This is a genomic window from Arcobacter rhizosphaerae (genome assembly GCF_049472155.1).
Taxonomy (GTDB): domain Bacteria; phylum Campylobacterota; class Campylobacteria; order Campylobacterales; family Arcobacteraceae; genus Arcobacter_B.
This window is the reverse complement of record NZ_JBMOVW010000002.1, coordinates 165,752-178,062: the sequence shown is the minus strand read 5'-3', so window position 1 is coordinate 178,062 and position 12,311 is coordinate 165,752. Positions and strand designations below refer to the sequence as shown.

General features: G+C 27.0%; 16 protein-coding genes. 13 read left to right on the top strand and 3 right to left on the bottom strand.

Going from position 1 to position 12,311, the window contains the following annotated elements; genetic code table 11:
* Nucleotides 1–2 precede the first annotated feature (2 nt).
* From ACH5BH_RS03940 to ACH5BH_RS03930, 3 genes are read right to left on the bottom strand one after another with little or no spacing between them, the layout of a single operon-like run.
* Nucleotides 3–956, bottom strand: a complete 954-nt coding sequence (locus ACH5BH_RS03940; protein WP_404306553.1) for an AAA family ATPase — start codon at nt 954–956, stop codon at nt 3–5.
* A 33-nt stretch (nt 957–989) separates the two neighbouring features.
* Nucleotides 990–2,681 carry a sensor histidine kinase gene (locus ACH5BH_RS03935; RefSeq protein ID WP_423297538.1) on the bottom strand — a complete coding sequence of 564 codons (1,692 nt, stop codon included), beginning with the start codon at nt 2,679–2,681 and terminating at the stop codon, nt 990–992.
* A 1-nt stretch (nt 2,682) separates the two neighbouring features.
* Nucleotides 2,683–3,414, bottom strand: a complete 732-nt coding sequence (locus ACH5BH_RS03930) for a response regulator (RefSeq protein WP_423297537.1) — start codon at nt 3,412–3,414, stop codon at nt 2,683–2,685.
* 142 nt (nt 3,415–3,556) lie between these two features.
* On the opposite strand from ACH5BH_RS03930, the gene ACH5BH_RS03925 reads away from it, so the two are divergent.
* The 13 genes from ACH5BH_RS03925 to ACH5BH_RS03865 all read left to right on the top strand — a co-directional run bounded on the left by ACH5BH_RS03925 (nt 3,557) and on the right by ACH5BH_RS03865 (nt 12,223).
* Nucleotides 3,557–5,578: a TonB-dependent receptor domain-containing protein gene (locus tag ACH5BH_RS03925; RefSeq protein WP_423297536.1), complete on the top strand. Its 2,022-nt coding sequence runs from the start codon at nt 3,557–3,559 to the stop codon at nt 5,576–5,578.
* 7 nt (nt 5,579–5,585) lie between these two features.
* The gene (locus ACH5BH_RS03920) at nt 5,586–6,173 is read left to right on the top strand and encodes a hypothetical protein (RefSeq protein WP_423297535.1); all 588 of its coding nucleotides are present in this window, start codon (nt 5,586–5,588) and stop codon (nt 6,171–6,173) included.
* 370 nt (nt 6,174–6,543) lie between these two features.
* Nucleotides 6,544–6,846: a hypothetical protein gene (locus ACH5BH_RS03915; protein WP_423297534.1), complete on the top strand. Its 303-nt coding sequence runs from the start codon at nt 6,544–6,546 to the stop codon at nt 6,844–6,846.
* Nucleotides 6,847–6,919: 73 nt separating this feature from the next.
* Nucleotides 6,920–7,069 carry a hypothetical protein gene (locus ACH5BH_RS03910; RefSeq protein WP_423297533.1) on the top strand — a complete coding sequence of 50 codons (150 nt, stop codon included), beginning with the start codon at nt 6,920–6,922 and terminating at the stop codon, nt 7,067–7,069.
* A complete protein-coding gene (locus ACH5BH_RS03905) occupies nt 7,066–7,248 on the top strand; it encodes a hypothetical protein (RefSeq protein ID WP_423297532.1) in 183 nt (60 codons plus the stop codon). The genes ACH5BH_RS03910 and ACH5BH_RS03905 overlap by 4 nt, the downstream gene beginning before the upstream one ends.
* 225 nt (nt 7,249–7,473) lie before the next feature.
* Complete coding sequence (locus tag ACH5BH_RS03900) at nt 7,474–8,256, top strand: hypothetical protein (RefSeq protein WP_423297531.1); 783 nt, start codon at nt 7,474–7,476, stop codon at nt 8,254–8,256.
* Between the two features lie 148 nt (nt 8,257–8,404).
* Entirely contained in the window at nt 8,405–8,797 is a 393-nt protein-coding gene (locus ACH5BH_RS03895) for a hypothetical protein (protein ID WP_423297530.1), read from the top strand.
* 99 nt (nt 8,798–8,896) lie between these two features.
* Nucleotides 8,897–9,178, top strand: coding sequence for a hypothetical protein (locus ACH5BH_RS03890; protein WP_423297529.1), 282 nt, complete (start codon nt 8,897–8,899; stop codon nt 9,176–9,178).
* Between the two features lie 249 nt (nt 9,179–9,427).
* A complete protein-coding gene (locus ACH5BH_RS03885) occupies nt 9,428–9,772 on the top strand; it encodes a hypothetical protein (RefSeq protein ID WP_423297528.1) in 345 nt (114 codons plus the stop codon).
* Nucleotides 9,769–10,206: a hypothetical protein gene (locus ACH5BH_RS03880; RefSeq protein WP_423297527.1), complete on the top strand. Its 438-nt coding sequence runs from the start codon at nt 9,769–9,771 to the stop codon at nt 10,204–10,206. The genes ACH5BH_RS03885 and ACH5BH_RS03880 overlap by 4 nt, the downstream gene beginning before the upstream one ends.
* Nucleotides 10,207–10,374: 168 nt before the next feature.
* Nucleotides 10,375–10,719 (top strand): hypothetical protein, encoded by a 345-nt coding sequence (locus ACH5BH_RS03875; RefSeq protein WP_423297526.1) that lies wholly within the window; start codon nt 10,375–10,377, stop codon nt 10,717–10,719.
* 8 nt (nt 10,720–10,727) lie between these two features.
* Nucleotides 10,728–10,952 carry a hypothetical protein gene (locus ACH5BH_RS03870; protein WP_423297525.1) on the top strand — a complete coding sequence of 75 codons (225 nt, stop codon included), beginning with the start codon at nt 10,728–10,730 and terminating at the stop codon, nt 10,950–10,952.
* 41 nt (nt 10,953–10,993) lie between these two features.
* The gene (locus ACH5BH_RS03865) at nt 10,994–12,223 is read left to right on the top strand and encodes an RHS repeat domain-containing protein (RefSeq protein ID WP_423297748.1); all 1,230 of its coding nucleotides are present in this window, start codon (nt 10,994–10,996) and stop codon (nt 12,221–12,223) included.
* The last annotated feature ends 88 nt before the right edge of the window (nt 12,224–12,311 follow it).

Here is a 12,311-nt window from a genome sequence, read left to right as displayed (position 1 = left end):
TTTTATGGAATATCTACTTTTTCAATAATTTTTTGTATTAAATCATCTACATTTATCTCTTGGGCTTGTGCTTCATAAGTTAATATAATTCTATGTCTTAAAACATCTTTTATTACTAATGCTACATCAAGGGGCGATACATAATCATTTCCTCTAATATAAGCATTTGCTTTCACTGCTTTAAACATATCAATAGTTGCTCTTGGACTTGCTCCAAAATGAATATAATCGCTTATTTCTTCTAAATCATAATCTTTTGGTTTTCTTGTAGCACATATAATATCAACTATATATTCTTCAAGCTCTTTATCTATATGAATATTTTTAATATCTTCTTTTATTTGTTCTAAAGTTTGTATATCAAGAATTTTATTTATAGATTCAAATGAGTTCATTGTTGCTTTTTTAGCTATTTCATACTCTTGTTCTTTGTTATTGTAATCAACAACAACTTTAAACATAAATCTATCAAGTTGAGCTTCTGGAAGAGTATATGCTCCTTCTTGATCAATAGGATTTTGAGTTGCCAAAACTAAAAAAGGTTTAGCAATTTTAAATGTATTATCAGCAATAGTAACTTGTTTTTCTTGCATTGATTCAAGTAGGGCTGATTGAACTTTTGCAGGGGCTCTGTTTATTTCATCAGCTAAAAGTAAGTTTGTAAAAATAGGTCCTTTTTTGATTGAAAACTCTTGGGTTTTCATATTATAAATTTGAACCCCTAAAATATCACTTGGAAGTAAATCAGGTGTAAATTGAACTCTTTTAAATTCTAAATCAATTGCATTTGCCACAGCTTTTACAGCTGTTGTTTTAGCAAGTCCTGGTACACCTTCTAATAATATATGACCATCTGTAAAAAGACCAATTAAAATAGAGTTTATCATCTGGTCTTGACCTATTACTCCTTTTGAAATTTCATTTTTTAGTAATAATATCTTTTCCTGTAAACTCAAAAAAAATCCTTTTATTAATTTATGGTATTTTATCTAATTATTTTGAAAGGTAATTTTAAATATCGCTCCTTTTTGATTTTGATATTGAATTTTTCCATGAAGTTGTAAAGTACAAATAGAGTTTACAAGTTTTAAACCTAAAGAATCACAATTGTAAATATCTATATTTTCATCTATTCCTTTTCCATTATCTTTGATAATTAATAAAAGATTTTTATCTTCTTTTTTCATAGAAATAAATAGTTTTGGATTTTTATTGTTTTTAAAAGCATACTTATATGCATTTGAGATTAATTCATTTATTATTAGACCACAAGGCATTGCTTTTTCGATTGTTGTTTCTATTTCATCTATATCAAATTTTAAAGAAACTTTTTCCTCATAATCATAAGTTTTTGAAATATCTTCTACTAAGTTGATAATATACTCTTTTAGATTTATAGAGTTTAAATTACTTGATTCGTAAAGTTTTCTATGAAGAAGTTCCATTGTATAAACTCTTTCTTGAATATCTTTTAAAATTTTTTTAGTATTTTCATCTTCTATTTTTGCTTGTTGAAGTTTTACTAGACCTATTGTTAAAGCTAAATTATTTTTAACTCTATGATGGATTTCTTTTAGTAAAGTTTCTTTTTCTTCCAGAGAAGTTTTTAACTCTTCTGTAAGTGAATTGATATTTTTAAATAGTCTTTTAAACAAATAAAAACCTATAATTAAAGCAAAGATTAAAGCAATTATAGCAGCAGGTAAAATCTTTAAAAAACTAGAATCTATTTGATTTACTAAATCCTCTTTATACAAAGTTTTTATAAGTAAAAAAATATATTTATCACTTTTATCTTTAGATAAGTCTCGCACCCAAGTTAGAGCTTCTTTATTATTTAATAAATGTGAGATAGCAGGTTTATTTCTTGCTTTTAAAATCTCTTTTGCACTTAAATCTCCTGTAGAAATATTCTCTACATTTGACATATTACTAATTGTATATTTCTTTTTTCTTTCTTTTTTATCTTTTGTATAAAGAGGTTTATTATCTTCATCTTTATATTTTGAATTTATCCATATAAGATAAGTTTTGCCTTTATGTAAATTTTGAGTAGTTTCAAAGGCTTTTTGTACGTTGATTTTGATATTTTTTTCGAAAACTGAATGTCCTTGATTTAGTTTTGCTTCTTTTGTATAAATAGAGATTTCTGTATTTTCATCTATTTTTATAGTGTAGAAAAGATATTTTTTATAGTAAACATAAGTTCTACTTAAATCTTGTAATTCATACTTTTCCCATTGATTATAATTTTTTAGTTTATAGTTTTTGAATATTTCACTATTAGAGCTAAGATATAAACTATTTTTTGTTTTTACAGCAAAATTACATAGTTGTGAAATTTCACTTTTTTGAAGTTCTTGTATTACTCTTTTATTACTATAGTTTTCTTTTTTTATTTTATTTTTTAATTTTAAAAGTTCTAGTTCTAAAGTTTTTTTATTTACTTCTATTTCTAAAGAAGACTGCATTTGTATTGCTTTTCCAGCAAGTTTTACTTGCTCTTGAGTGATTGAGAGAACTTGATTTATTTCTTTGATCGCTTGGTTATATTGATCTTTTTGCATTTTTGGAATAATTAGTGCAAAAAGAATTGTCAATAAAAAAAGAGCTAAAATAAATAGGGATACTACTACTTTTGCATTTATTGAATATAGTTTAATATTTAGAAGTTTACTCACTTTATTTTTTCACTCTTAGTTTATAACCTTGCTCAAAAATATTTTCAAATAAGTTTGTCTTTGTTTTTAGTTTTAATCTATAAATTAAAGTTCGAAGTTTCCCTAAATCATAAATATCTTCTCTCCAAATATAGGCAAATATTTTCTCAAAACTTGCAGTGTAATTCAAACTGTCAGTTATTAAAGCAAAAAGTTTTTTTTCATTTTTTGTTAGTTTTATAATTTCATCATGTTTATATAAAACACAATTTGTTTTGTCAAATTTTATATTTTCTTCTAAGTATATAAAGTCTTCTTGTTTTTGTGATAAGTCATTTTTTCTTTTAAAAAAATATCTATGTTTATGTAAGGCAGTATTTATAGAAGCTTTTAACTCCTCATCTCTACAAGGTTTTATTAAATATCCATAGGGTTCACACTCTAAGGCTTTATTTATAGTTTTATCATTTGTATAAGATGTAAGAAAAATTATGGGTATTTTAAATTTTTGCCAAATTATATTAGCAGCATCAATACCTGTTTGTGAGCTGTTTAAATTAATATCCATTAAAATAATATCTGGATAATTGTTTTGAGCGTGGAGTATGGCTTTTGAAGGTGAACTTTCAATTCCACTTACATTAAAACCCATTTGTTTTAAACTAACTTCAAGTGCCATTGCTAAAACAATTTCATCTTCAACTATTAGTACATCTATATCATTTATTTTCATAGAGCCTAAGGGTTTAGTCACTAGAATACCTTTTGATTTTTTTGTAATGATACTAATTATCATTTTAAAAGTTAATAAAATCTAAAGTAGAATTACATTTGTGATTAATTTGTGATTTTATATGAGTATGATTCTTATTATTAAATAAGAAATAGGAAAGAAAATGAATTATAAAAATAAAATACTATTGTCTTTATCTTTAAGTGCTTCACTAGCGATATGTGCAAATGCCAATCAAAAAGACTTAGGTGAAGTAAATATCAGTGATACAGCTTTAGAAGCTCATATTAAAAGTATAACTTCAGAAAAGTTAGATAATCTTCAAGCAAGTGATATAAAAGATATTTTAAAGTCTATGCCAAGTGTTGTAGTAGATGGAAATGCAAGATATTCTCAAAAAGTTTATGTAAGAGGTTTAGAAGATAAATCTTCAAGTATATCAATTGATGGAGCTAAAATGTCTGGACAGTTGTTCCATCATTCAGGTGACCAAACGATTGATGCCCAAATGTTAAAAATTGGTTCTATAGAATTAGGTCCCAATTCAGCTCTAAGTTCAGGAGTTATCAATGGTTCATTTGTTTATGAGACAAAAGATCCAAGTGATTATTTGGAAGAAAATGAGACTTTAGGTGGAAAAGTAGGTGTCTCATATCAAAGTGCCTATGATAGAAAAGCTTATGATGTAGCAGTATTCTCTAGAATAAATGATAAGCTAGAGTTTGTAGGGATTGGAAATATCTCAAAAGATGGTGAGCTTGAAATACCAAAAAAAGAGAAAATCAAATCCAAAAAAAGTGAATTAAAAAGTGGTTTAATAAAATTTGTTATAAAACCAAATGATTTTAATACTATCAAACTTTCTTACAATAGATATGAAGATGGTGGGAATAGACAACTTTCAGGTGAAAAACCAGGTAGTGATTCTACTGATAATGTATATAATGAAATTTCAAGGGATACATATACTTTAAATTATAAGTATAATTCAGGAAGTGATTTATTGAATTTAGATACTAAGATATATCATTCATCACAAGAGTTGTTTATGGATTCTATGAGTAATACAGATTATTGGACTGATGCCGATAAAGCAGATGAACCAGCAAGAGTATTTCAAAATGAAAACTCTGGATTTGATTTAAGAAATAGTTCTTTTATCAAAAATCATAAACTAACTTATGGAGTAAGTTATGATAAAGAAAAACAATCAGTAGAAGGTAAGGGACTTAGAGTATATACTTCTGGTGCAAATATAGGTACTTCTGAAAATGTAGATGTAAGTGGAGGAGAGACTAGACTTTATGGAGCATATTTAGAAGATGAAATCCAGTTTGATAAAATGCTTTTAACTTTTGGACTTAGGTATGATGTACATAAATTAGAAGGAGCTTATGAAGGTGAAAATAAACAACTTTCTCCAAAATTTATGGGAGAATACCAAGCAACAAATGATTTAAAACTTAGAGCAGCTTATGGAAAGATATTTAAAGGGCCAAGTTTAGGTGAAACCTTACTTATATATAGTGGAACTCCTACTCAAGGAACAAATACAAATGCCCAAACAGGTCATAACTATGAATTAGGATTTGATTATGATTTATCTACTAGTTTAAATGCTGATAATTCTATTTTTGGGTTTACAGCTTATACTTATAATGTAGACAATTATATGCATCCTACAAAAAATACAAGCTTAAGTAGTCAAAGTGATGTAAGAATATGGGGATTTGAATCTGTATTTAAATATGAAAAAGACAAATTAGCTTTAAGTTTAAGTCATACATATACAGCAGGTGAAGAAAAAAGTTTAACTAGTAAAAAAGAGTATGAACCTAAAACAGCTAATATTCATACTTTTAAAATAGATACAGACTATAAAGTTTCAAATAATTTATTTCTAAATTATAATGTAGAGTTAGTTCCTGGCAATAAATATGAATACTATAATTCAAGAGCAGCAACTGTAAGTAAAGTAAAAAGAAAAGGTTATGCAGTTCACAATATATCATCAACTTATACTTTAGAAAAATTAAAAGGTGCAAAATTAAGTTTTGGTATTGATAATATATTTGATAAAAAATATGCAAGACATACTTCATTTGGGACATATTTTGGTGATGACTCTTATACACCTTATGAAGTTGGAAGAAACTTTAAAGTTAAACTATCTTATAAATTTTAGAGTTTAAATGAGTGCATTTAGTAAGAAAGTAAGGTCTCTTCATAGAGACCTTGGATATTTTGTAATAGGTTTAACTTTAATTTATGCAATAACAGGAATAGTTCTTTCAGGAAGAGGACTTGGATGGTTTAAAGTTGAATTTGAAGATTATGCAGTAATACAAAAAAATATTGCTGTTGATAGTTTTAATGATGAGTTTAAAAAAGTGGTTTTTCAAGGTAAAATAAATGAAGTATTTCCTAAATCTTCATATAAAGATGTGAAAAAACACTTAAATTTAAAACTAACAAAACAAGATGATGAGGTAATGTACTTCAAAGCTTGGAAAAGCTTAAAAGTAAAGTATGAACAAAAAAGTGGTAATTTAGAAGTAAGATACAAAGGCTATCCAGTTGCTTTAGAAGTCTTTGTTTATGCCCACAAAGCAAAACACGATAGTGCTTGGTTTTATCTAGCAATTATTTATAGTGTGATTTTATCTTTTTTAGCAATATCATCATTTTGGATGGTCAAAGGTAAAAATGGCTTCAAAAAAAGAGGTGTTTACTTCATGCTAGCAGGTTTTGCTGTAGTAGCACTCTTTTTATATATCTAACAAAATTTTAAAATTAGGCAATAAGTTTTGCGATTTCTTATTGGCTAGTTTTGAAGTTCTTGAAATATTTAACTAATTTAATTATTTTAATAAAATTTAAAACTAAAACTTATTATTATTTCATGGCATGAAATAAGAGAAATAAGGACAGATTACGAATTTTCACTTTAAAAAAAGTAAAATTAACAATTCAACACCTGACCCCTTAATAAAGTTCATAAGGAAAAATGACTGTCATTCAACTCTTTAACTGTAAGTTGTTTTAGAAGTTGGTAAAACAATTTTAAACTTTACCAAAGTCTAAATAACTATCAAATTACTACTCTTATTTGATCTAGTAACTTGATAAATTTATTATACGAGGAAAAATATGAAAAAACTATTATTAATACTAACAAGTACAAGTGTTTTATTTGCATCTAACAATAATTATGAATCTTATACAAATGGTTATAATTATATGAAAAAAGGTGATATTCATGTAATTCAAGGGTTAAGTTATTGTAGTGGTTATTATGACAAATCAATATCTTTGAAACAAGTTAATTTATGTAAAACGGGTGTATTAACTTTTGTAGGAAAGAATAAGCTTCTTACAAAAGAAGAATTTAATTCGTTAGATTCTAATTCACTGAGTAACTCCATAGAAAGTTCTCATTTTGCTAAATTTTAAAAATTTTATGTAAATCAAAAAAAGAAAATGACTAACGGATTAGTTTCGTAAATAAATAGATAGGTGTCAGGTCATGAATTTCCACTTTAATAAAAGTCAAAATCATAATTCAACACCTGACCCCTTCTATACTTTATCTCAATTTTTTGTTCCTGGAAAAGTTGTTTCATTTATATCAGGTGAAAGTTTTGATTATGTAAAAGAAAGTGGAGAAAATAAATGATTTATTTTGGAGTTTTTTTATTAGATATATTATGGTTAAATATTGGAATATTTATCATAAATGATTTTTTTGTTGAAGAACTTGAAAATACTACTTTTTTTCTTTTTTTAGGTATAGCAGTAATGTTAAGTAACTTTAGAATTAAACTAGAAAAAGGAATAAATATTATAAAATATTAATATTATTTATATCCATTTTTTATTGTGTTTTTGTTTATTTTTATTATATAAATAAATTAATTGTATTTGATTCAATATATTATCAGATATTACCTATTTCTATAATTATAATTGGGCATTTATATACTATTTTTAAAATAGAAAAACAAAAGGATACTTTATGAAAGAGGTATTGAAATAGTGGGAACAAACTGCGATAAAAGAAGTAAGAAATAGGGTCAGGTCATGAATTTCCACTTTAAAAAAAGTCAAATTCACAATTTAACACCTGACTCCTATTACCCAGGTATTGTAAATGGTATTGGTGATTATGTACAAGGTTTAGATTACACTACTGCAACAAAAGAAGCAGTTCGTGCAAGTTTACATGGTGTTACAAGATCAGCAATAACTAAAGCTCAAGGTGGAAGATGGAGTTCTGGATTCTGGTCTGGATTTGCTTCTGATTTATTTAGTCCAGGTACTAAGTTAGGTGGAGAAGGTGCAGGAGGATTTACTTTAAGAACATCAATCGCTGCTGTTGTTGGTGGAACAGTATCTCAAAATACTGGTGGGAAATTTGCTAATGGTGCAGTTTCAGGTGCTTTTACTCATATGTTTAATGATGAATGGAGAGTTACAGTAAGTACTTCAGGTGGTGCAGGAGTAGGAGGTACAATTGAAAGAGGTCTGACAATAGCTCATGACCCACAAAAAGCATGGTATAAAGGATGGAGTATAGGATTATTTAAAACAGAAGGAGTCGGTGCTTATACAAATATTGATGCATCTTCTGAAATTAATGTAGGTTGGTCAAGAAATTCTTCTATCTTTGCTTTATCTGGTACTTCAGTTACATCAGGAGGTTCGGCAGGAACTATTGTAGACCTAGGTTATGAATTTGCAATTTCTAATACAGCAAAAGTTCTACACAATTATAGTTTAGGTATTAGTACTCCTTCACCAGTGCCTTTTGAAGTTCATTCCTATAAAACAGAAACAACAATATTAAAATCGTTTAATTGGTGACTTTATGCAATTAGTTTTTGAAAGTACATATCATTTACCAGATAAAATAGAATTTTTATATAATATACATATTATAACTATTATCATTATACTTATACTTAGTATAATATTTAAAAATAAAATATATAGGTATAAGGGATTAATTGTATTGTTTTTAATTTGTTCCTTTTTTTATTACCAAGGTCTTAATTCAACAATAGAGTTGAGTAAAGAAATACACAAGTCATTTTTAGATAAATCATATAAAGTTTTAGTTGGAGAAATAAAAAATTTAAAACCTATGCATCCCTCCGGTCATGGATTAGAAACTTTTGAAGTGAATGGTATCTCTTTTTCTACTTCATATGGAAATACATCAGAGGATAATACATTTTTTTTTAATTTAACTAAAGCATATAGATCACCAATTCAAAGAAATGGACAAAAGGTTAAAATATTTTATCTTCCTACAAAAGTGAACAAACTATGTATACCTTTTATACCAGAATGTCTAAAAGTAAAAGATAAAAGAGGGATAATAAAATTATGGTTAGTTGAATAGTTGGTTTATCAAATATTCAGCAAATAATATAAAATGAATTTAAATAATTATATTTATTATTTTGATAGATATGTTTTTTTGAAAAGGGAATTTATTAAAATGAGTTTAACTTTAACTGATTTTTTTCATAAATATAAATTTAAACTACTGTTAACATTATTTATTCTTATTAGTGTTAGATATGTTTTTTATAATGAAATATTAAAGTTTATAGAGAATTATAAAGTTCTTATTGATTTATCTATGATTGTTTTTGTTCTTTTGTTTTTATATATTGGAACAAAAAGTTTTAATTATAAATTAGAAAAATGGAATGATAAATTTCTTTTTATTGAAATAATCTTTATTAAAGTAGGGATTATATTTAATACATTTATTTAAAAAAAGATATTGTAAAAATACTTGTTCAAAATGTATCAAATGATTGAAAATAGGGTCAGGTCATGAATTTCCAGTTTAAAAAAAGTCAAATTCACAATTCAACACCTGATTTTAATTCCTAAATTAGGTGGAGATGGTGCAGGAGGATTTACTTTAAGAATATCAATCGCTGCTGTTGTTGGTGGAACAGTATCTCAAAATACTGGTGGAAAGTTTGCTAATGGTGCTGTTTCAGGTGCATTTACTCATATGTTTAATGCAGAAATTGGAAATACATTAAGTTTACTAGATGAAAAGAATAGAATAGCCAGATTAAATGATGAAGAATTTATAAATGAAATGAATTTTGAATCAGATGATTCTAGTTCAATAATGATAGCTAAGTTAAAACTACGTAAACAATTTATTTCTTATGGATTAGGTGAATTAAAAGTGTTAACACAAACTGCACCTAGTATAATAAGAGATAATTCAGCAAGAGGTTATTTATCCCAATTTGTAGACTTTTTAAGGTTTTTTGATACATCAACTAATTATACTTATAAATATGATTGTATAAATACGTCAAATTGTTCAGTAAAGGTTTATAAATGAAATGGTTATTAATAGTTTTTTTTATTACAACATATTTAAACTCTGAAGATAAAATTGTTAACCTAAAAGAATGTTCAATTTTAATTGATAGTAACTATACACTAGTCGAACAAAAGTCTAAATTTGAATATAACTTTGTCTCTATGAATGCAAAAGAATTAATATCAGGTAAAACTTTATCGATATATCTTCAAAATAAAATTGATTTTGAAAATTTAATGAAAAATATTTCACTAAATTTAAATATGGATAAAATTTACGAAAAGATATATAAAAGTTTTAAGGTAATAGAATATCAAGATAAGAATATAGAAAAATATAAGATATATTTAGTTCTTCTAAAAGAATCTATACTTTTCTTTGGAGAATTTATAGAAGAAAAAGAAGTTTATTCAATTATTGATAGTTGTGATATCATTAATACTACTAATTAGAAATTACACCCCTAGGAGTGAATCTCCACTTTTAAAAAAGTCAAATTCACAATTTCAAGAGAATTTACTTTAAGAACATCAATCGCTGTTGTTGTTGTTGGTGGAACGGTATCTCAAAATACTGGTGGAAAGTTTGCTAATGGTGCTGTTTCAGGTGCATTTACTCATATGTTTAATGCTGAAATGGGTAAATTTAATAGTTATATGAAAAGATCCTATCCTATTGGGTATAATTCAGATGGTACTTTAAAAGACTTAAGAAATTATTATGATAATAATCCTAATTACACTAAAAAAGATGTAGTTAACATTTTAGATAAAGTAGCAGATACTGGAGCTGCTCTAGTTATAGCAGGAGCTGTAGCTAAAAAACCATTAGTAATTTCGATTGGCGAAGGAATTGATATCACAGCAACAACTTTTAAAATAATTTTAACAGATAGAGTACTTCAACCATATGAAATATATAATGAATATGCTCCCTTACAGTTTACAATAACTCCACTAAAATAAGGAATGTAATGATTAAATATATAAAGTATACAATTGCATATATAAGTCTATGTATTTTATGGCTTTATCTAACAGCTATTTTATTAAATATATTTGAAGTTATTAATTTTAATAGAGGTGGTGTATTCGGAACAGCAATTATTGCTTTTGTTTTTGGCTATATATACCATAAATTTAAACCAATGGAGTTTAAAGAATTAAGCAAATTTATTAAGAAAAAACTTACTAATTAAGAAATAGGGGTCAGATCATAAAAATAGGGGGCAGGTCATGAATTTCCACTTTAAAAAAAGTCAAAATCATAATTCAATACCTGACCCTTACTATAAAATATTCATCATTTATCCCAACAGTACAATACTTTCATAAAGATGCTTTAGGATCAGTAGATACCATAACAAATGAAAGTGGAAAAGTAATACAAAGAGTAAGCTATAAACCTTTTGGTAATAGAATTATAGGTTCATGGCAAAATGAAGTTTCAGAAAATAATGCCTTAACAAAAAGAGGGTTTACAGGACATGAACATATAAAAGAGTTCAATCTAATTCACATGAACGGAAGAGTATATGACCCCACACTTGGAAGATTTTTAAGTGCAGATCCACATATACAAAGTCCTTATGATACTCAAAGTTATAATAGATATACTTATGTAAAAAATAATCCATTAAAGTATACAGATCCAAGTGGTTTTTTCTTTAAGAAGATTAAGAAATATATTAAGCCTATTATTACAATAGCAGTTACTATTGGAGTAGCATTAGCTACAGGTGGAGCAAGTCTAGGTGCGATGCTTGCAAGTGGAGCATTAGCAGGATTTGCAGGAGGAGTCACTGGCTCATTATTAAATGGTGGATCCTTTAACAATGTTTTAAAAGCTGGATTAAAAGGTGCCTTTTGGGGAGCAGTTAGTGCTGGTGTAGCATGGGGAGTAGCAGAAGTTGCAGCAGGTGTGTTTAACGTTGGTTCTGATATTGCACATAAAGCATCTTTATTTGAAGGTGGAAACGTAGGATTAGCCACTACCAAAGCTGCTATGCATGGATTAACAAGGTCTGCTATAACAAAAGCTCAAGGAGGAAGATGGAGTTCTGGTTTTTGGTCAGGATTTGCAAGTAGTGCATTTGCTGCAAATAGTTCTTGGGGTAAAAAATTAGGAACAATGGTAACAGCAGTAGTTTCTGGAACAGTTTCTTCAATTAATGGTGGGAAATTTGCTAATGGTGCTGTAACTGGTGCGTTTGTTCATTTGTTTAATCGTTATGCAGGTTATGCAAAAAATGAAGAAGGTCAAAGTCAAAGAATTAAGGATAACAAAGATGAATATCCAAATTTTATTAAATTTGTTGATAATGGTTTGAATGCATTAGATATAGGCCTAAGTGCCATTACAGGAGCAGTAACTGCAGTGGGAGAAGCAATTATTTTTAGAAAAGTCTATAATCCGGTGGTGTTGCTGTTGCTGGTGCAGCAAAAGAAGTTAAACTTACTTTCGCCCTAGAAGCTACAAGAGGAAGAGCAGTTGCACAAAAACTTTGGCATGACTTAAAAAATGTTCAAATAAACAGTCCATATGTTAATCCTGCCGC